The sequence below is a fragment of the Cerasibacillus quisquiliarum genome (genome assembly GCF_014202495.1).
Lineage (GTDB): Bacteria > Bacillota > Bacilli > Bacillales > Amphibacillaceae > Cerasibacillus > Cerasibacillus quisquiliarum.
The window spans coordinates 230,300-251,488 of the sequence record NZ_JACHHA010000002.1 but is presented as its reverse complement, the minus strand read 5'-3'; the positions used below and the strand labels follow the sequence as shown (position 1 = coordinate 251,488).

Sequence of the window (21,189 nt, the reverse complement as noted above, 5' to 3'; positions counted from 1 at the left end):
CTCCACTCCGCATGGTTACGCATAAATCTTCAAATCCATGTAGAGTAGCTCACTCTACTCCACATGATTTCATCCAAAAGTTCAAACGTAGCGAATAATACCCGACAATAGTTTGTAGTATCTCTTTACAAATTAAACAAACCTCAGCTCGCTTTAATATCATTCACGTTCTATCCTTATCATAAGGAGAAGAAGACTGAGACATAAGGAAAAAGTGAACAACAATAGCTTTTTCATCTTTTAGAGATTTTTCCCAGTCTCTTTTTATTGTCATAGTATCGTTCTATCTTATAATTTGTTATAATTTTCTTCAAGTGGTAAGGAAGTGATAGAATGGAGAAAAAGATTATTCGTTTATTGCAATATCGCCGCCATGAGTTGATGAATCAATTACAAATAATCCAAGGATATATGCAAATAAATAAGTTGGAGTTAGCAATTGATAAAATAGGGAAAATAGTAGAAGATTATGAGCAAGAGCGTCGTTTGTTCAATCTAGATATCCCTAAATTTACTTGGTGGTTATTTACTTTTTCTTTAGATAAAAATTTGTTTCCATTAAAATATGAAATATTGAATTTTTCCCAAGGAATTGAACATCTTGATCATACCATTCTTTCAAAAAGTAAAGAAATGATTGAGCAATTATGTAACAGTGTCAATCATAAGCAAATTTCTGAAGGTAAGGTTAAACTAATCGAACGAGAAGAAAATATGACGATACAAATTGAATTATTAGGAGACTTTTCTTTATTACAAAAACGTCAGTTTAATGTAAAGACAGTTTCTTATACAATTGAAAATAACAAGATAACTGCAACACATTCGGTTGCATTACATAAAAAGGTGTGAAATATATGTTTGTTGATCAAGTTAATATATATGTAAAAGCGGGCGATGGTGGAAACGGTATCGTTGCCTTTCGCAGAGAAAAATATGTTCCAATGGGTGGTCCAGCAGGTGGTGATGGCGGGAAAGGTGGCGATGTCATTTTTCAAGTAGATGAGGGTTTGAGTACATTAATGGACTTTAGGTATAATCGCCATTTTAAAGCAAAACGTGGTGAAAACGGGATGAGTAAAAATAAACATGGTAAAGACGCCGATCCTCTTATCGTTTCCGTACCTCCAGGGACAATAGTTTATAATGAAGAAACAAATGAATTAATTGCTGATTTAACAGAACATGAGCAACAAGCTGTTATCGCTCGTGGTGGTCGTGGTGGTCGTGGTAATGTAAGATTTGCATCACCACGTGATCCTGCACCTAATATAGCTGAAAATGGTGAACCAGGTGAAGAATTGACAGTTAGAGTTGAGTTAAAAGTTATTGCAGATGTCGGCTTAGTAGGTTTTCCAAGTGTTGGCAAATCAACGCTTTTATCAGTTGTAAGTGCAGCAAAACCAAAGGTAGCCGATTATCATTTTACAACATTAGCGCCTAATTTAGGTGTTGTAGAGACAAAAGATCATCGTACATTTGTTATGGCTGATCTACCAGGTTTAATTGAAGGGGCACATAAAGGTGTCGGTTTAGGACATCAGTTTCTTCGCCATGTTGAAAGAACACGTATCCTTATTCATGTCATTGATATGTCTGGAATGGAAGGAAGAGATCCATACGAAGATTATAAACAGATTAATGCAGAGTTAAGAGCTTATGATGAAGCATTAATGGAGCGTCCACAAATTATTGCAGCTAATAAAATGGATATGCCCGGTGCAGAGGAAAATTTAGTAATATTTAAACAGAAACTAAGTAATGATATCCCAATTTATCCTATTTCAGCTGTGACACGACAAGGGGTTGAAACATTACTATATAGAACAGCAGATCTACTTGAACGCATTCCAAAACAGAAAACAATCGAGAAGAGTACGAATGAAAAGATAGTTTATCGCCATAAAGAAAAGGAAGTACCATTTGAGGTATTAAGAGATGACGATGGTGCGTTTATGGTGACAGGTGAGAAGATTGAACGACTTTTTAAAATGACCGATTTTACGAGAGATGAAGCAATCCAACGCTTTGCACGACAAATGCGGGCAATGGGGGTTGACAGTAAATTAAGAGAGAAAGGTGCTAAAGACGGTGATACAGTTCGAATATTAGGTTATGAATTTGAATTTATGGATTAGGTAAAATGGGGGATTATATGTGAAAAATAAAGAGGAGAAGTTTTTTCTAGTTAGACATGATGTCTTACCAGAAGCGATGTTAAAGACGATTGAAGTTAAAGAACTACTAGAACGTGGAAAAGCAAAAACAATATATGAGGCTGTTCAGCAGGTTGACTTGTCAAGAAGTGCATTTTATAAATATAAAGATGCTGTCTTTCCATTTCATGCTATGGTAAAAGAGAAAATGCTCACCTTATTTTTCCATCTAGAAGATCGTTCAGGTACATTATCTAAACTTCTTGACATCGTAGCTAAAGCTAATTGTAATGTGTTAACAATTCATCAAACGATTCCGACGTTAGGAAAAGCAAATGTTACTTTAACACTCGATATTTCAGAGATTAACCAAAATATAGAAACGTTAATCCATGATTTGAAGCAGATGGAATTTGTTGAACGTGTAGATATACTCAGTTCTGAAGCATGAACGACTGTAAATTATACTTCTAAAGATGCTAGGCAAATGAATGAGTCCTTTTAAAGTAGACGAAATAAAACTACATTGTAGCGGTTTTAGCTTTTTATGTCAAAGAGCTAAATCCGCTTTTCTTTTTGTCACTTATTATCATAATAGTTTTATTAATTAGTATTGAGAGATCAGCTATCACCCAAGTTAATATTAAGTTGATCTTCAATGTCAGTGAAGCTCATAAGAGAGCTATTATCGTTCAATCGTATTTTGACTCACTTCGGGATTATTTTACAATTAAGCATTACCCTAGTCTTTTATGAATTTTTCGGAAATCAAGTGAATGAGTTCAACATTATGGTTACTTTTGCATATGTTGATATAGAGTGAAACGCCCAGCTTTATTAAAAAGGAAAGGAGTTTAGATGAACTTGAAAATTCATATTGTACAAAAAGGCGACACGCTATGGGATATCGCTAAAAAATATGGCGTTGATTTTGAACAATTAAAAGCAATGAATACTCACTTAGCTACTCCAGATATGATTATGCCTGGAATGAAAATTAAAATTCCTGGCATTGAAAAAGCAGTCCCTAAGAAAACAGTCCAAAAAAAAGTTGAAGAAATAAAGCATCCTTATGAAAATCTTGTTGTATCTGAACAACCGGTTAAAAAGGAAAAGGCTCAAGTAAAAAAAGAATCTACAAAAGAATTGGTTAAAGAGGAAGAAAAAATGCCTATACAGGAATCGATTATGCCTATAATGCCAGAACTTCCTGAAATGCCCATGTTACAATTGCCTACAGTACAGCAAGTCCCAATGATGGAACAAACTCAATTACCAGAAATGAAGATGCCTAAGAAAGAGGAACTAGAAAATGACAAAGAGAAAATTTATGAGCAAACACCGGTTAAACACCAAGCATATCCATATCCTATACCATCATTAATTCCTTGTATCCCTTTATGCCATATGCCATTAAATCCATGTTTGTATCATGAACAGCCAATGCCAATATGTCATAAATGTATGTATCATGAAGGATTTCAGCAAATGAATCATATGTCACCTTTAGTTTATCCTGGCATCGATCCACATATGTACGTTCGTCAAGAAGTTAATGAGCAGCGAGTTAACCCATATTATGAAGCTGTGAAGATTCAAGGAGAAGGACCGCCATATATTGAGACGCCGTTTTATCCACCACAATCATCAATGATTCATAACGATAATCAAAAATAAGAGAGACGACGAGTCATCGTCTCTTTTTTAATGTAAATCATGTGTAAAGTACGGTTATCTTTGCTAAACTATAGAAGAATACGATATAGTTATGAACACCTTTTTAGAGGGGCGAAAGTTGATGAAAGAAAAAGTAACAGCTATAGTTACATGGCTACGTAAACAAGTGGCATTGTCACATACAAAGGGACTGGTCGTTGGTGTTAGTGGCGGTTTAGATTCTGCAGTTGTCGCATTTTTAATAAAAAAGGCATTTCCTAATCAATCGATTAGTGTCATCATGCCAATTAAAAGCAACCCTGTTGATATGGCACATGCTAAACAAGTCAATGAAGCTTGTGGTATAAAAGAGATGACAATTGATTTAACTTCCATTCATGAAGCAATGTTTAGCCGAATTTGTAAAGAATTAAATGAGGATATAAATGATGACAACCGCCGATTAGCAGATGCAAACTTGCGGGCTAGACTACGAATGAGTACTCTTTATACAGTTGCAACGAATTATAATTATTTGGTCGTTGGTACGGATAATAAAGCAGAATGGTATACAGGTTATTTCACGAAATATGGTGATGGAGGCGTTGATTTATTACCTCTTATTGATTTAACAAAGGAAGAAGTCCGTAAAATGGCTGAATTTTTAGGTGTACCAAAGGAAGTTATTGAGAAAGAACCGAGTGCAGATTTATGGGAAGGTCAAACAGATGAAATAGAAATGGGAACAACTTATGATATGATTGATGCTTATTTAAATGGTCATCCGATTCCAATAGAACATGAGAACATTATAAAAACGATGCATAAACGGACAGAACATAAACGCAACATACCAACACCGTTTTATTTCACCGAATAATACCATGTGTAAAAAAACCTCCTCTATTCAAAATAAGAATAAGGAGGTTTTTGATATGCGAAGATTTATCATAGTACTCATTGCTTTAAATTTTGTAGCCTGTGCACCCCGATATTCTAACCAAAATGAAAATGCTGTGAAAAACAATACCGAACCAATCCATTTTGAGACTAAACAACAACAAAGAGACAGGCTAGGTGTTCGTGATAAATCGATTGGTGAGCAAGGTGGCTATCCTCAAACGTATCGTGATTATAACAAAGGTCCGGATAAAGAACGTTATTCAGATATTTTCACTAATGCTGAATCGGTAAGACTTGAAGCACATCTTAAGACATTCAAGGAAATTAAACAAGCTCAAGTTGCTTCTACGAAAGACAGAGTAGTCATCGGTATTTTATTGAACAATCGCTTTCAAGAGGATAAAAACGTTGCAATCGATATAAAGAAATCAGTTGAAGAGATTGTTCCGAATAAAACAGTTGTCGTTTACACTGATCATATTCATTGGGATCGGATGCGGGAGCTTCGTGCTAAAAAAGTCGATAATCCTGAAACATTGCTAGAAAGTTGGTTTGGTGAATAAAATGAGTTTCACCTTTAACTCTCTCTCATCATTTGCTATATTATAGTATAGGACGTTTTTAAAATAAGAAATGAAATTTTTGTCGATAGAGAGAGGAGTTAGACCGATGGCGGGTCATTCAAAATGGAATAATATAAAACGACGTAAAGGTGCACAAGATGCAAAAAAAGGCAAAATTTTTATGCGTCATGCTAAAAATATTTATACAGCGGCAAAAGAAGGTGGCGGCGATCCAGAAATGAACCCGGCATTAAGAACTGTCATTGAAAAAGCACGGGCTGATAATATGCCGAATGATAATATTGAACGAGCCATCAAAAAAGCAACAGGAACATTAGACGGCGTTAGTTATGAAGAAGTAACATACGAAGGGTATGGTCCTGGTGGCGTAGCAGTCATTGTGCATGTTCTTACTGATAATCGAAATCGCACAGCTGCTGAAATTCGTCATGCCTTTAGTAAAAATGGTGGTAACTTAGGAGAAACTGGTAGCGTATCGTTTATGTTTGAGCGGAAAGGTTATATCGCTATATTGAATGAAGCTGAAGTCGATGAAGAAGAGTTAACTTTAGAGGCAATAGAAGCAGGTGCAGATGATATTCTTACTCAAGAACAGGCATTTGAAATATTAACATTGCCAGAACAATTTAAAGAAGTAAGAGATCATTTAGTTGACAAAGGATATCACTTGGAAGAAGCAGAAATAACATTGCTGCCACAAACATATACAGAAGTGTCTGTGGAAGATAAAGAAAAAATGCATGCTTTAGTTGATATGCTTGAAGAAAGTGAAGATGTTCAAGATATTTATCATAATATGCAGTTAAATGATTAACATGAAAAACTTCCATTCTTAAGGATGGAAGTTTTTCATCGTATTCCCTATTTTGTTGTTTATGATAAAATAAGTAAAGGCTAAAAAGGAGAATCATATATGATTGCCTATATTAAAGGTGTTTTAAGGGAAATTTTAGATGAATCCATCATTGTTGAAGTAAATGGAATCGGTTATCATATCATTTGTCCGAATCCCTTTATCTTCCAAACGTCCTTAAATAAGGAAATTAAAGTCTATACATATCACCATGTACGAGAAGATGCAGAATTATTGTACGGATTCCAAACACAAGATGAGAAAAAACTATTTATGCAGCTCATTTCTGTTTCAGGTATTGGGCCAAAAGGAGCTATTGGCATAATGGCTAATATTGATATTGCACAATTTGTCGCAGCTATTGAACGGGAAGATGCGAAGTATTTAACAAGCTTTCCAGGTGTTGGAAAGAAAACATCACGACAAATGATACTTGATTTAAAAGGAAAGTTAACGTCGATGTTTTCATTATCTACACCAGATATGTCAAAAGATGTGGCAGTTCAAGGATCAAAAGATCAATATCAAGAAGCTAAAGCGGCATTAGCTGCTCTCGGGTATACAGATAAAGAAATTAAGACTGTTATGCCGTATATCCAAAAGGAAAATATTCAAGAAACAGATGCGATTATTCGAAAGGCACTTACATTATTCGCTAAAAAATAGAAGGGGGTCATTGAGATGGAAGAACGGATGGTTGACGGAGAATTATTAGAAGAAGACGAAACCATTGAATTGAGTTTACGTCCAAGTCGATTAGATGAATATATTGGACAAGATAAGGTTAAAGAAAACCTACATATTTTTATACAAGCAGCTAAAATGCGAAATGAACCACTTGACCACGTTCTATTATATGGCCCGCCTGGACTGGGAAAAACAACTTTAGCAGCTATTATTGCAAATGAAATGGGTGTTCAATTTCGTTCGACATCGGGTCCAGCTATTGAACGGGCTGGTGATTTAGCGGCGATTTTATCATCATTAGAGCCAGGGGATGTTCTATTTATTGATGAAGTTCACCGTTTGCCTCGGACAGTTGAAGAAATCCTCTATCCAGCGATGGAAGACTTTTTTTTAGATATTGTTATTGGAACAGGTCCAAGTGCAAGGTCAGTGCAGATTGATTTACCACCTTTCACATTAGTAGGGGCAACAACAAGAGCGGGACTACTATCTGCACCATTACGCGATCGTTTTGGTATATTAAGTCGTTTAGAGTTTTACAATGAAGAGTCATTGTGTGAAATTGTTAAACGAACAGCAGAAATTTTTAATACATCGATCCAAGATGAGGCAGCACTTGAAGTAGCACGTCGCTCACGAGGGACACCACGAATAGCGAATCGTTTATTAAAGCGTATCCGTGATATTTCCCAAGTAAGAGGTGAGACTGAAATAAGTTTGGATGTCACATATTTAGCGTTAAACATGTTACAAGTAGATAGTGTGGGGCTGGATCATATTGATCATAAATTAATTAAAGGAATTATTGAAGATTTTAAAGGTGGACCAGTCGGCTTAGAAACAATAGCTGCAACGATTGGGGAAGAGCCAGAAACAATTGAAGATGTTTATGAACCATATTTACTACAAATGGGATTTATCCAGCGAACTCCGAGAGGGCGGATGGCTACTCAGAAAGCATATGCCCATTTTGGTATGAAAGAGAATGATGAATCATGAATATGGGAAAGATGTTCATTGTACTTGGAATGGTATTTATTATAATAGGTATATTTTGGACATTTATTGGTAAGCTTCCAGGTGACTTCACTTTCAAAAAGGGAAATGTAACTTTTCACTTTCCCCTTATGACCTCGATTGTTGTCAGTATTATTTTATCTTTACTTTTTTTACTTATAAATAAATTCCGTTAAGATCGTAAAAGGAGAAACTTTATGAATGCCAATGAATTCGATTTTTATTTACCAGAGGAACTTATCGCTCAAACACCATTAAAAGATAGAACAGCTTCACGTTTATTAATTTTAGATAAGGAAACTAAAGAAATCCAACATCGAACGTTTCCGGCGATTAAAGACTATTTAAAACGAGGTGATTGTCTCGTTCTGAATGATACAGAAGTCCTTCCAGCACGATTGTATGGTGTGAAAGAAGACACAGGTGCAAAAATAGAAGTTCTTTTATTACATGTCATTGAGAATGATACGTGGGAAACGCTTATCAAACCTGCAAAAAAAGTAAAATTGGGAACAGTCATTACATTTGGCAAGGGGCTAAAAGCAACTTGTACGAAAATATTAGAGCATGGAGGGCGTCAGTTAACCTTTTCTTATGAGGGAATCTTCTATGAAATATTAGATGAACTTGGTAAGATGCCACTTCCACCGTATATTAAAGCCCAGTTATCGGAAAATGAACGTTACCAAACAGTGTATGCAAAAGAAAAAGGCTCTGCCGCAGCTCCAACAGCTGGTCTCCACTTTACAAAGGATTTATTAGATGAAATAAAAGGATTAGGTGTCCATATTACAACGATCACATTACATGTCGGACTAGGAACATTCCGCCCAGTAAGCGCAGAAAAAGTAGAGAATCACCGTATGCACTCGGAGTATTATCGCATGTCACATCATACAGCACACACATTAAATCAAGCGAAAGAAAATGGTGGGCGAATCATTGCGGTTGGTACAACGTCAACAAGAACATTGGAAACAATAATGAATAAATATGGCAGTTTTACTGAATGTTCAGGATGGACAGATATATTTATTTATCCACCATATAATTGGAAAGCGATTGATGGATTATTAACAAATTTTCATTTACCGAAGTCTACGTTAATTATGTTAGTCAGTGCTTTAGCGGGCAGAGAAGCTGTATTGAATGCATATGAACAGGCTGTATTAGAGCGTTATCGCTTCTTTAGTTTTGGTGACGCGATGTTAATTATTTAGGAGGAAAGAAGATGGGTCCAATTAAATACGAACTGATTAAAACATGTAAACAAACTGGGGCGCGATTAGGGCGTGTAACAACACCACATGGTTCCTTTGAAACACCGATTTTTATGCCAGTAGGGACGCTAGCTACAGTTAAGACGATGAGTCCAGAAGACTTGAAATCGATGGATGCGCATATTATTTTATCGAATACATATCATCTATGGTTACGACCAGGAGAAGATATTATTGAAGAAGCAGGCGGACTACACCGTTTTATGAATTGGGATGGATCTATACTGACTGATTCTGGTGGCTTTCAAGTGTTTAGTTTAAGTGATATGCGTGAGATTGAGGAAGAAGGCGTTCATTTCCGCAATCATTTAAATGGTGAGAAACTGTTCCTATCTCCAGAAAAAGCGACACAAATTCAAAATGTTTTAGGTTCAGATATTATGATGGCATTTGATGAATGTCCACCATATCCTGCTACTTATGATTATATGAAAACATCTGTTGAAAGAACATCTCGCTGGGCAGAAAGATGTTTAAAAGCTCACACGCGATCATACGATCAAGGTCTGTTTGGGATTGTCCAAGGTGGTGAATTTGAAGATCTTCGTAAGCAAAGTGTACGTGACTTAGTCTCATTAGACTTTCCTGGTTATGCTATCGGCGGGCTATCAGTTGGTGAGCCAAAAGATGTGATGAATCGTGTATTAGAATTTACAACGCCAGAGTTACCAGCAAATAAGCCACGCTATCTGATGGGAGTAGGTTCACCAGATTCGTTGATTGATGCATCTATTCGTGGTGTAGATATGTTTGATTGTGTATTACCGACACGAATTGCTCGTAATGGGACATGTATGACGTCAACAGGACGTTTAGTTGTTCGTAATGCTAAATTTGCTCGTGATTTTCGACCAATTGATGAGAATTGTGATTGTCATGTCTGTCAAAACTATTCACGTGCATATATTAGACATTTAATAAAATGTAATGAAACATTCGGATTTCGACTTACTACTTATCATAACTTGTATTTTCTGTTAAACTTAATGAAGCAGGTTCGAGAAGCTATAAAAGAAGATCGCTTAGGTGATTTTAGAGAAGCATTCTTTGAACTGTATGGTTTAAATAAACCTAATGCAAAAAACTTTTGATATAAACGATTAAGAAAGGAGTGATAATATGGAAGGATTAGGAGCACTTGGACCATTAATTCCCATAATATTGATGTTTGTTATCTTTTATTTCATGCTTATTCGCCCACAAAAAAAGCGACAACAGCAAATTCAACAGATGCAAGCGAATTTACAAAAAGGGGATAAAATTATCACCATTGGCGGGCTTCACGGTGTTATTCATGCGATGGATGAAAATACGATCATTATTCAATCTGAAGACGGTACGAAACTTACATATGACCGTGGAGCAGTACGTGAAGTGACAAATCAAGAATAAGAAGATGAAAGGGAAGTTATGTTATCACTTCCCTTTTATTATGACTTTATTAACTTTCAACTGCAAGATTAACCCCGATAACACCACCGAATAACGCCGCACATATATAGCCGATATGGAACAGAAATTGTTCAAAAGAAAAACCTTGTTTATACCCTAGATACTGGATAAGAAAGATAAATAATGTCATTGTCGTTCCAGTCAACATACCTGTCATCCAACCTTTTGATTTTCCTTTCATACCAGCTATAACACCACCTGAGAAAAAAGCGATTATTCCAACACCTAAAGTAATCCATGAAAGAGTAGGTTCATTTAATTCAGTAAAACGTAATAATAAAGCTAATAGGAAGCTCGTTAAAAGGATAATACTTAAAATCATAATCCAACCGTAAAATAAACTGCTTACATGTTGACGCAACTTACTCATCCTTTCGTTGAGATTGTCCATTTATTGTTAGCCTATTCAAAAACATGAATGTTTAGACCAATTTATAACCAGCGATTAATAAAGGGGATCTGTCTTAATTCATCTCTCGTAATAAACCTAAGAGCAAACAAAAGAAAGAGATAAATGACCCCAAGAAGCAAACAGTGAATCATTAATAATTTGATATCTATAGAAAATGCTCGATTATATATAAACTGTCCAATTAACCAAGTCATAGCTAGTAGCGCAACCATTTTTAATAAATCTGAAAAAGGAATAAAAAATTGAATTTCCTTTTTCAATGTAAAGAGGTGTAATAATGTAACTAAAACTACACCAACACACATGGCAATAGCGACTCCCATAATGCCAAATTGTCCATTTGATGCGAGTAGAAATAAAACAATAAATTTAATGAGATTTCCAAACAAACTATTCCACATCGCTGGTTTAGCCAAATCTAAGGCTTGTAATGTCGCTTGTAAAGGTGATTGAATATATAGCAAAATAAAAAATGGCGCCATCAAAATAATAAATGGACTCGCATGATCTGTTCCATACATAATGGTTAAGATCTCTTTAGCATATAATGAAAGTATAATCGTCGCAATTGCACCAGAGGCAAAGGATATACGGATCGCTTGATGGATTCGATAATGGATTAATGCATGATTTGATTTCGCATCAGCTTCGGATATTGATGGTACTAAAGCAACAGCCAAAGAATTTGTAATGAAAGTCGGTAAAAGTAATAAGGGCATCACATAACCTGCTAATTCACCGTATTGTTTAGTAGCAACAACAGTTGTAATACCAGCTATTGCCAAGCTTTGTGATACGATAATCGGTTCTAAAAAATGAGCTATTGAGCCAATCATACGGCTACCGGTAGTTGGAAGAGCAATAGAGAATAGAGCTTGTAATACATGTTTACTAGATTGTAATGTTTTTAAGAAATTTGACCGGATATGAACAGATTTTTCTCGTTTGAATTGGTAAATCATGTATAATAGTGATATGAATTCACCTAAGATAACACTGAACATTGCACCTGCTGCAGCAAATTCGATCCCATAGGGGAGAAGAAGTTTTACAAACATATAGACACAAGATATGCGAACGATTTGTTCAATGACCATAGAGATGCTTTGTGGCTTCATATTTTGTTTACCTTGAAAGTATCCCCTAATAACACCTGTGAAAGCAATAATTGGAACAATCGGACTAATTGCTATTAGTGGATATAAGGTTCTTTCATCAGTTAATAATGTTGAAGCAATAAATGGTCCGCCTAAAATCATAAGTGTTGTAAAAATAATGCTTGAGATGGAAGTAATGACCAATGAGACAACGAGAATTTGCTTTATTTTTTGCTTATTATGTTTTGCTTCTGCTTCTGCAACACGTTTTGAAATAGCGATAGGTAGTCCCATTTGTGTTATTGCCATCATAAGAAAGAGTGTCGGAAGGGCCATCATGAATAGTCCAACACCTTCTTCGCCAATTAATCGGGCTAGAACGAGTCGATTAACAAAGCCTAGTAGCCGTGTAACCATTCCGGCACAGATAAGCAGTAATGTTCCTTTTAAAAAAGTTTGTTTAGACAACTTGGTTAACCTGCCTTCTCAAAAATAAAGTTTTCATATACAATGATATATATGCTATTAAGTAGGACAGACATGACAAGTTTATATTATTTAATTTGAAAGCGTGGGAAAAGATTTGGAAACGACTAAGCCTGTTCAAGAGTGGAAGCAATATATTGAACCTGTACTAAAAAGTAAAGTACAGGAGTTTAAGTTGTTAGGATACAACAAAGTAACGCAAGAAGAAATTTGGAACTGTTTAGTCGAACGCATATGGAAAGGCAACCCCGAAAGACGATTACATGAAATAGTGCAAGACGTGTATCATCTTAGTGCAAATGAATATATGAACTATATGACCATTGACGCTTATCAGGCAAATGATTTAATGGCGTCCATTCAAGCACTCACGAAAGACAAATCTGATGATTAACTGTTTAGGCTAAAAAGAGAAAGGAGTAAGTTGGATGAAAAATAAAGGCAGAATAATCGCCTTTTTCCTTATCGTAATCCTTATTGGATTAACGGTCGGAACACAAACAAAAGGTATTGTAAAAGGTATTAATTTAGGACTAGATCTTCAAGGGGGGTTCGAAATTTTATATGAAGTTGAACCGGTCGACTCCGAACAAAAGGTTAATCGAACGCTTCTAGAAGCAACTGTAAGAACGCTAAATGATCGTGTCAATCGTCTCGGTATTAGCGAATCAGTTATTGATATTGAAGGTGAGGATCGCATACGTGTCCAACTTGCAGGTGTTAAAGATCAACAGCAAGCGAGGGATATGTTAGCAACAAGTGCGAGATTGTCTTTCCGTGATGTGAATGATAATAAACTACTTGACGGAGCGGATGTGAAAGAAGGAAGTGCTAAACAAGATTTTCATCCCGAAACAAATCAGCCGATTGTAACATTAAAATTAAAAAGTGCCTCAAAGTTTGCTGATGTAACGACGAAAATTAAAAACATGGGTGTTCCGAATAATCTACTCGTTATTTGGATGGATTTTGAAGAGGGAGATTCATTTAAAAAAGAAGTTGATAAGGATGAACCGAAATTCGTTTCATCACCGGCAGTTAACGAAACGTTAAATACGACGGATGTTATGATTGAAGGTAGTTTTACGATTGATGAGGCCAAATATTTAGCAGATATTATTAACTCTGGTTCATTACCTGTTAATATGGAAGAACTATATTCAACATCTGTTGGTGCTCAGTTCGGGGAACAAGCATTGAATAAAACAGTGTTCGCAGGTATCATAGGAATAGCATTAATCCTTTTATTTATGCTTATTGTTTACCGTTTTCCAGGTATGATTGCATCGATAAATCTTGTCTTATATGTATTTCTTATTTTACTCGTTTTTAAGCTAATGAATGGTGTCCTTACATTGCCTGGAATTGCCGCTCTCATTCTTGGGGTCGGAATGGCTGTCGACGCGAACGTCATTACATTTGAGCGAATTAAAGAAGAGATTCGTTCTGGTAAATCGTTACACGCTTCGTTTAAAGCAGGAACAAAAAATTCACTCAGATCTATTTTGGATGCGAATTTAACGACGCTGTTAGCCGCGATTATCTTATTCGCCTATGGAACAAGCGCTGTTAAAGGATTCGCTACAATGTTAATTGTTAGTATTATAGTGAGTTTTCTAACAGCAGTTTACGGCACGCGTTTATTATTACAACTTTGGATACGCTTGCCATTCTTAAAAAATCGTCCTGGCTGGTTCGGTGTTAAGAAAGAAAGTATTCGGCATATTGCTGAAAAAGAAGAAAAAGAAGCTTCCTTTATGGGACGTAAAATCAACGTCGTCCAACATAAGAAAAAGTTTTTCATAGCTTCAGCCTCAATGGTTATTATTGGAGCAATATCTTTAGCTTTGTTCCAGCTAAACCCGGGCATCGATTTTACAAGTGGTTCACGTATTGAAGTAATGGCTGAAACACCATTGAAAGCAGAGGAAATAGAGCATGATTTTGCACAACTTGATGTAGAAGCTAAGTCAATTGTCTTATCAGGTGAAGATAAGGAAATCGCTGTAGCAAGGTTCGATACAGTATTATCTGACAATAAAATTAAAGAAGTGAAGACATATTTTATGGATAAATTTCATATCGAACCAAACGTTAGTGTTGTATCTCCAATAGTTGGCGAAGAACTTGTAAAAAATGCACTTATCGCAGTTGGACTTGCAACAATTGGGATGATTATTTATGTCACATTCCGTTTTGAAATTTATTTTGCGGTGACAGCGATTATTGCCTTGCTTCATGATGCCTTTTTCATTCTTGTCTTTTTCAGTTTAACTCGAATCGAATTTGATATTACGATTGTTGCTGCCATATTGACTATCGTCGGTTATTCAATCAACGATACGATTGTAACGTTTGATCGAATCCGTGAAAATCTAAGAAAAGAAAAGCGAATCCGTTCTAAAAAAGAACTTGCACGTGTGATTAATAACAGTTTGTTACAAACTTTTACTCGAAGTATAAATACTTCTGTGACAACAATACTTGCTGTTCTATCATTTTTAATCTTAGGTGCACCGTCTATCGCACCTTTTGCTCTTGCATTAACTGTCGGGTTAATAATGGGAACATATTCGTCTCTTTTCTTAGCTTCCCAGTTGTGGCTTGTATGGCGGGGGAAAATGCTTCCTGAAAAGCCAGTCGATTTTAGAAAGAAAAAACGTGTCGAAGGTCCACAAGTTTAAAAACTACGAAAGGTAGCTGTCTAAAATCAAGTTGACACAACTTAATAAAAGGAAGAGTTTGTCATATAGATTAGGAGTCCAGTTGTTTATTAACTGTACTCCTTTTTTTATTTAGAACGGTTTTATCTCAGCCCTTTTAATTTTTTGATCGTTTCTTCTCATTGCCCCAATGTGCACAGTTCTGTATAATATATAGGTCAGGGGTGAATATATGTTAAAAAATCAATCATATTGGAATATCATAAATGAATCAAATTTACACTTAGACAGACGAGAGAGCCATATGTCCCCTGTGCTTCACGAGTTACTCATTCAGCGTGGGATAACCGATAGGAAAGAGATGGACTCATTTGTCTTTCCGAAATTAGAAGCTTTATACCATCCAGAGAAGTTAGCGATGATTGAAAAGGCTGCAACCCGTATACATAGAGCGATTGAGGCACAAGAGAAAATTTTAGTTTATGGGGATTATGATGCTGATGGTGTATCATCCACAGCATTATTAATGACCGCACTAAAAGAACTAGGAGCCGTATGTGAATTTTACATTCCAAATCGATTTTCGGAAGGCTATGGACCGAACGAAGCCGCATTTAAACAAGCAAAAAAAGATGGTTTTAATGTCATCATAACTGTTGATAATGGTATTAGTGCTCACCATGAAGCATTAATTGCAAAACAAATTGGCATCGACTTAATCATAACGGATCACCATGAAATTCAGGGTGAACTACCGGATGCCTATGCGATTATTCATCCGAAGTGTTCGGAAAACTATCCATTTCGTGAATTAGCAGGAGTCGGTGTGGCTTTTAAGTTTGCTCAATATCTTCTAGGATATTTCCCAGAGCATTTACTAGATTTTGTAGCGATTGGCACCATCTCTGATCTAGTTCCTTTAGTGAACGAAAATAGAATTCTAGCTTATTATGGATTGAAAAAATTATCCAATACAACAAAGCCTGGATTGATTGCTTTAAAAAATCAATGTGAAATAGAAGGTTCGGTAACAGAAGAAAATGTTGGTTTTCTAATTGGGCCGCGTTTAAATGCTGTTGGGCGGTTACAGGATGCTCATATGGCTGTTGATCTACTTCTTACAGATGATGAAGAAAAAGCTCAGCTACTAGCAGAAGAGATTGAATCTCTTAATGAACAAAGGCAACAAATTGTACAAGAGATTGTAGAGGAAGCTCTGGCCATGGTTGACACTGATGAAAAGCATTCAGTCATCGTTGTTTATAAAGAAGGTTGGAATGAAGGTGTTTTAGGTATTGTAGCATCTAGACTAGTAAAAAAATTTAATCGTCCGACAATTGTTCTTAATATCAATTCGGATACAAATTTAGCTAAAGGTTCAGCGCGGAGTATACCAGCATTCGACTTGTTTAGCAGTTGTATGCAAATGAATCATTTATTTACAAGTTTTGGTGGCCATGCACAAGCAGCAGGAATGACATTACATGTAAAAGATTTATCTGATTTAGAAAATGGTTTAAATCAAATCATTCAAGAACAATTAACAGCTGAAGATTTTATTCCAGTAATAGATATTAACTACACCATAGATATTCATGATATCACAGAGTCGTTAATAGCAGAAATTAATCAATTAGCTCCATTTGGCGTAGGGAATCCAAAGCCTATTTTTAAAATAAGTGCGCAACCTAAAGTGGTTAGACAAATTGGTCTTTTAAAAAATCATTTAAAATTACAATTTGAGCAGGAAGATGGAATGATGGAAGCGATTGGCTTTCATATGGGACATTTATATTCATTTATGACGCCTCATACTGAAATAACGATTGTCGGTGAATTAGGCATCAATGAATGGAATGGATTTAGAAAACCACAAATGATTATTCAAGATATGAAAATACGAGACCGACAAGTATTTGACTACCGTGGGAAAGTTATCCGTAAATATGAGTTGTTTAATGAACAACATAAAAGTGAATTGGCCCTACTTAATAAAGGTAATGAGAAAAAATATCATATTCCAGAGACGATGCAAATTATTTACTATTCGACTGATGTATCAGAGATACTTGAAGCTGATGCGCTTTATATTTTTGACATACCAGACAGTCTATATACATTACAACAGATTGTTAAACAAGTTAATCCATGCAATATATTTGCTTGCTTTAACATAGAAAAAAGTGCCTATATGACACCGATTCCAACACGGGAAGATTTCAAGTGGTATTATGCGCTTCTTTTCCATCGAAAAAAACTAGACTTAAGAGTTGAATACCAACAAATTATCGCACAAAAGCAATGGTCAAAGCAAAAGATTTGGTGGATGTCCAAAGTGTTTTTTGAATTAAATTTTGTTACTATAGAAGATGGAGTGATTCAACTGAAGCCTTCGCCAAAGAAACAGGCTCTACAATCTTCACAAACGTATCAACAGCTCATTACACGTGCCAAAATAGAAAAAACATTATTTTACTCGACATATGAAGAATTGGTAGCATGGTTCAATTCATGTTTACCTGCGATGGAGATGCCCAAGGAGGAAATGTCGTATGGATTATAAAAAACATATCAAAATTGTACAAGATTGGCCAAAAAAAGGGATAAAATTTAAAGACATTACACCACTTATGGACAACGGCAAAGTATTTAAAAGCGCAATTGATGATATTGTCGCCTATGCAAAAGAAAAAAAAGCAGATGTCATTGTAGGGCCTGAGGCGAGAGGGTTTATTATTGGTTGTCCTGTATCTTATGCACTTGAAGTTGGTTTTGTACCTGTTAGGAAAGAAGGAAAGCTACCACGCGAGGTTATTAAAGTATCTTATGGATTAGAGTACGGAGAAAATGTACTAACGATTCATAAAGATGCGATAAAGCCTGGACAACGGGTGTTAATTACGGATGATTTACTTGCTACTGGTGGAACGATTGAAGCCACGATTAAGTTAGTAGAGGAGCTAGGTGGAATTGTTGTCGGCTGTGCTTTTTTAATTGAATTAGCTTATTTGAATGGTATGGACAAGCTTAAAGATTACGATGTGATGGCCCTTATGCAATATAAATGATAAAGTAATTATAGGTCTAGCGTTCTAGAAATCGGCGTTAGGCCTCTTATTTTATAGATGATTATGTGAAATACTTTACTTTTCGATAAAAATTTTCGATACTAATAGGAAAGTATATTCTCTACAACACACATATTAAAGGTGATTATTCAATGGCAAAAGATGCTCAGATGACAATTGATGATATTATGAAGCAAACGAAAGCATATCTATCAGAAGATGATGTAGCATTTATTTATCGTGCTTACCAATTCGCTAACAATGCACATGAAGGACAATTTAGAAAATCTGGCGAAAAATATATCACACATCCTGTTCAAGTAGCCGGTATATTAGTCGAGTTAAAAATGGATGCTGCAACAATTGCAGGTGGTTTTTTGCATGATGTTGTAGAGGATACAGACGTGACTAAAGAAGAACTTGAAGAAGTTTTCAATGAAGAAGTTGCAATGCTTGTTGACGGTGTGACGAAATTGGGAAAGATTAAATATAAGTCACAAGAAGCTTTACAAGCGGAAAATCATCGTAAAATGTTTGTTGCTATGGCGAAAGATATGCGAGTCATTCTTATTAAATTAGCAGATCGTTTGCATAATATGCGCACATTAAAATACATGCCTCCACATAAGCAACGGCGTATTTCGAATGAAACACTTGAAATTTTTGCACCATTAGCACATCGATTAGGAATATCAACGATTAAATGGGAACTAGAAGATATAGCTTTAAGGTATTTAAATCCACAACAATATTATCGAATTGCACATCTTATGAAGCAAAAGCGTGTCGAAAGAGAATCATATATTGAAGATGTAATTGATGAAATAAATCGACAATTAAAAGACGTTAATATTACTGCTGATATTTCAGGACGACCGAAACACATATATAGTATCTATCGAAAGATGACGAAGCAGGACAAACAATTTGATGAAATCTATGATTTATTAGCAGTTCGAATAATTGTTGATAGTATTAAAGACTGTTATGCTGTCTTAGGTATTATTCATACTTGTTGGAGACCAATGCCCGGGCGATTTAAAGATTATATCGCAATGCCTAAACCAAATTTGTATCAATCTTTACACACGACGGTTATTGGGCCACAAGGTGATCCTTTAGAGGTACAAATTCGAACAAAGGAAATGCATGAGATTGCTGAGTTTGGAATCGCAGCACATTGGGCTTATAAAGAAGGTAAGCAAGTTAACCGTACGAGTCCATCTTTTGAAAAGAAATTAAAATGGTTTCGTGAAATATTAGAATGGCAAAATGAAACAAGCGATGCAGAAGAATTTATGGAATCATTGAAAGTAGATTTATTTTCAGATATGGTTTATGTTTTTACGCCAAAGGGGGATGTCATTGAATTGCCATCAGGGTCAGTTCCAATTGACTTTGCTTACCGAATTCATACAGAAATAGGTAATCAAACAGTCGGAGCAAAAATTAACGGAAAAATGGAACCCCTTGATTATAAGTTAAAAACAGGAGATATTGTCGAAGTAATGACATCGAAACATTCCTATGGCCCTTCTCATGATTGGTTGAATATTACACAAACATCTCAAGCGAAAAACCGTATTAGACAGTTTTTTAAAAAGCAGCGTCGTGAAGAAAATATCACAAAAGGTAAGGAAATGGTTGAAAAAGAAATCCGTACGATGGGTTTCTCATCAAAAGATGTGCTAACACCTGATAATTTACAACGTGTTTTTGATAAGTTTAGCTTTACTAATGAAGATGATATGTATGCAGCCGTTGGTTATCAAGGTATTACGGCAGCACTAATTGTGACACGATTAACTGATAAATTACGTGATACGCAACAAAAAGAAAAAAATCTAGAGCAAACGATTGAAGATAAGAAACATAATGTTGTAGCAAAACATCGTGAAAAAGGCGATTTAGGCGTTAGAGTAGAAGGTATTGATAACATATTAATTCGCCTTTCGAAATGCTGTAATCCCGTTCCTGGTGATAAAATAGTTGGATTTATTACTAAAGGGCGCGGTGTTTCCGTTCATCGTGTTAACTGTTTAAATATAAAGAATGAAGAAGCTCAACATCGTCTGTTGCCTGTTCAATGGGAGACGACTGAAAACAAAAAAGAATACCACGTTGATTTAGAAATTACTGGTTTTGACCGCAAAGGCCTACTTAATGAAGTTTTACAAGTGATTAATGAAATGAATACAGATATTACACATGTGAATGGTAAAACAGACGATCAAAAAATAGCAACTATTCAATTGACAATTTTAATCCATAATAAAAGCCATTTGCATCGAATTGTTAGACAACTCAAACAAATCAAAGATGTATACACAGTGTCACGTGTTTTACATTAATATACGGAAGCGAGGTAATCATTTATGAGAGCAGTTATTCAAAGAGCAAAAGATGCGACGGTGACTGTAGAAGGAACCACGATAGGCCAAATTAATCATGGTTTAGTTGTTTTATTAGGTATAACACATGATGATACGGTGGAAGATATTCAATATCTCGTAAATAAAATCGTTCATTTACGTATATTTGAAGATGAAAATGAAAAAATGAATTTATCACTAAAAGATGTTCAGGGTGGTGTATTATCGATTTCGCAATTTACATTGTATGCTGATACGAAAAAAGGACGCCGTCCAAGTTTTGTTAAAGCTGCTAAACCAGATGTAGCTGCATCTTTATATGATTCATTTAATCAATTGTTAAAAGACGAAGGGATCCATGTAGAAACAGGTCAATTTGGTGCAATGATGGATGTTCGTTTTACAAATGTAGGACCTGTAACAATTATCATTGATAGTGCTGAACGGTAAAAATAGATTTAAGTAGGGACTTGACAGAAGACGAAGCAAATATTAAGATAATA

The 21,189-nt window shown here is 35.5% G+C and carries 21 protein-coding genes; 19 read left to right on the top strand and 2 right to left on the bottom strand.

What is annotated here, in order from left to right; genetic code table 11:
- Positions 1-333: 333 nt before the first annotated feature.
- The 13 genes from HNQ35_RS04030 (at position 334) to yajC (ending at position 10,528) form a co-directional block, all read left to right on the top strand.
- The gene (locus HNQ35_RS04030) at positions 334-852 is read left to right on the top strand and encodes a Spo0B domain-containing protein (protein ID WP_146936763.1); all 519 of its coding nucleotides are present in this window, start codon (positions 334-336) and stop codon (positions 850-852) included.
- 5 nt (positions 853-857) lie between these two features.
- Positions 858-2,138 (top strand): GTPase ObgE, encoded by a 1,281-nt coding sequence (obgE, locus tag HNQ35_RS04025; RefSeq protein ID WP_146936765.1) that lies wholly within the window; start codon positions 858-860, stop codon positions 2,136-2,138.
- Positions 2,139-2,157: 19 nt separating this feature from the next.
- Positions 2,158-2,607: a transcriptional regulator ThrR gene (gene thrR, locus HNQ35_RS04020; RefSeq protein WP_146936767.1), complete on the top strand. Its 450-nt coding sequence runs from the start codon at positions 2,158-2,160 to the stop codon at positions 2,605-2,607.
- Between the two features lie 413 nt (positions 2,608-3,020).
- Positions 3,021-3,833, top strand: coding sequence for a SafA/ExsA family spore coat assembly protein (safA, locus tag HNQ35_RS14395; RefSeq protein WP_281284183.1), 813 nt, complete (start codon positions 3,021-3,023; stop codon positions 3,831-3,833).
- Positions 3,834-3,954: 121 nt separating this feature from the next.
- Positions 3,955-4,692: an NAD(+) synthase gene (gene nadE, locus HNQ35_RS04010; protein ID WP_146936769.1), complete on the top strand. Its 738-nt coding sequence runs from the start codon at positions 3,955-3,957 to the stop codon at positions 4,690-4,692.
- Positions 4,693-4,747: 55 nt separating this feature from the next.
- Positions 4,748-5,278 (top strand): YhcN/YlaJ family sporulation lipoprotein, encoded by a 531-nt coding sequence (locus HNQ35_RS04005; protein ID WP_170226638.1) that lies wholly within the window; start codon positions 4,748-4,750, stop codon positions 5,276-5,278.
- Positions 5,279-5,384: 106 nt separating this feature from the next.
- Entirely contained in the window at positions 5,385-6,113 is a 729-nt protein-coding gene (locus tag HNQ35_RS04000) for a YebC/PmpR family DNA-binding transcriptional regulator (RefSeq protein WP_146936773.1), read from the top strand.
- A 99-nt stretch (positions 6,114-6,212) separates the two neighbouring features.
- On the top strand, positions 6,213-6,818 hold the full coding sequence (gene ruvA, locus HNQ35_RS03995; protein WP_146936775.1) for a Holliday junction branch migration protein RuvA: 606 nt from the start codon (positions 6,213-6,215) through the stop codon (positions 6,816-6,818).
- A 15-nt stretch (positions 6,819-6,833) separates the two neighbouring features.
- Positions 6,834-7,838, top strand: a complete 1,005-nt coding sequence (ruvB, locus tag HNQ35_RS03990; RefSeq protein ID WP_146936777.1) for a Holliday junction branch migration DNA helicase RuvB — start codon at positions 6,834-6,836, stop codon at positions 7,836-7,838.
- 2 nt (positions 7,839-7,840) lie between these two features.
- Positions 7,841-8,032 carry a DUF2905 domain-containing protein gene (locus tag HNQ35_RS03985; RefSeq protein WP_146937110.1) on the top strand — a complete coding sequence of 64 codons (192 nt, stop codon included), beginning with the start codon at positions 7,841-7,843 and terminating at the stop codon, positions 8,030-8,032.
- 21 nt (positions 8,033-8,053) lie between these two features.
- The gene (queA, locus tag HNQ35_RS03980; RefSeq protein WP_146936779.1) at positions 8,054-9,076 is read left to right on the top strand and encodes a tRNA preQ1(34) S-adenosylmethionine ribosyltransferase-isomerase QueA; all 1,023 of its coding nucleotides are present in this window, start codon (positions 8,054-8,056) and stop codon (positions 9,074-9,076) included.
- 11 nt (positions 9,077-9,087) lie between these two features.
- Positions 9,088-10,227, top strand: a complete 1,140-nt coding sequence (tgt, locus tag HNQ35_RS03975) for a tRNA guanosine(34) transglycosylase Tgt (RefSeq protein WP_146936781.1) — start codon at positions 9,088-9,090, stop codon at positions 10,225-10,227.
- A gap of 28 nt (positions 10,228-10,255) precedes the next feature.
- Positions 10,256-10,528, top strand: coding sequence for a preprotein translocase subunit YajC (yajC, locus tag HNQ35_RS03970; RefSeq protein WP_146936783.1), 273 nt, complete (start codon positions 10,256-10,258; stop codon positions 10,526-10,528).
- A gap of 49 nt (positions 10,529-10,577) precedes the next feature.
- Here yajC and HNQ35_RS03965 read toward each other — a convergent pair whose 3' ends face one another.
- Positions 10,578-10,949 carry a TIGR04086 family membrane protein gene (locus HNQ35_RS03965; RefSeq protein WP_371862305.1) on the bottom strand — a complete coding sequence of 124 codons (372 nt, stop codon included), beginning with the start codon at positions 10,947-10,949 and terminating at the stop codon, positions 10,578-10,580.
- Between the two features lie 71 nt (positions 10,950-11,020).
- A complete protein-coding gene (gene spoVB, locus HNQ35_RS03960; RefSeq protein WP_146936786.1) occupies positions 11,021-12,565 on the bottom strand; it encodes a stage V sporulation protein B in 1,545 nt (514 codons plus the stop codon).
- Positions 12,566-12,680: 115 nt separating this feature from the next.
- On the opposite strand from spoVB, the gene HNQ35_RS03955 reads away from it, so the two are divergent.
- From HNQ35_RS03955 to dtd, 6 genes are all read left to right on the top strand, one after another.
- Complete coding sequence (locus HNQ35_RS03955) at positions 12,681-12,977, top strand: post-transcriptional regulator (protein WP_146936788.1); 297 nt, start codon at positions 12,681-12,683, stop codon at positions 12,975-12,977.
- Between the two features lie 34 nt (positions 12,978-13,011).
- Entirely contained in the window at positions 13,012-15,267 is a 2,256-nt protein-coding gene (gene secDF / locus HNQ35_RS03950) for a protein translocase subunit SecDF (RefSeq protein ID WP_146936790.1), read from the top strand.
- 211 nt (positions 15,268-15,478) lie between these two features.
- On the top strand, positions 15,479-17,809 hold the full coding sequence (gene recJ, locus HNQ35_RS03945; protein WP_146936791.1) for a single-stranded-DNA-specific exonuclease RecJ: 2,331 nt from the start codon (positions 15,479-15,481) through the stop codon (positions 17,807-17,809).
- The gene (locus HNQ35_RS03940; protein ID WP_146936792.1) at positions 17,799-18,314 is read left to right on the top strand and encodes an adenine phosphoribosyltransferase; all 516 of its coding nucleotides are present in this window, start codon (positions 17,799-17,801) and stop codon (positions 18,312-18,314) included. The genes recJ and HNQ35_RS03940 overlap by 11 nt, the downstream gene beginning before the upstream one ends.
- Positions 18,315-18,466: 152 nt before the next feature.
- Complete coding sequence (locus HNQ35_RS03935) at positions 18,467-20,665, top strand: RelA/SpoT family protein (protein ID WP_146936793.1); 2,199 nt, start codon at positions 18,467-18,469, stop codon at positions 20,663-20,665.
- Positions 20,666-20,689: 24 nt separating this feature from the next.
- Positions 20,690-21,136 carry a D-aminoacyl-tRNA deacylase gene (gene dtd / locus HNQ35_RS03930; protein WP_146936795.1) on the top strand — a complete coding sequence of 149 codons (447 nt, stop codon included), beginning with the start codon at positions 20,690-20,692 and terminating at the stop codon, positions 21,134-21,136.
- The last annotated feature ends 53 nt before the right edge of the window (positions 21,137-21,189 follow it).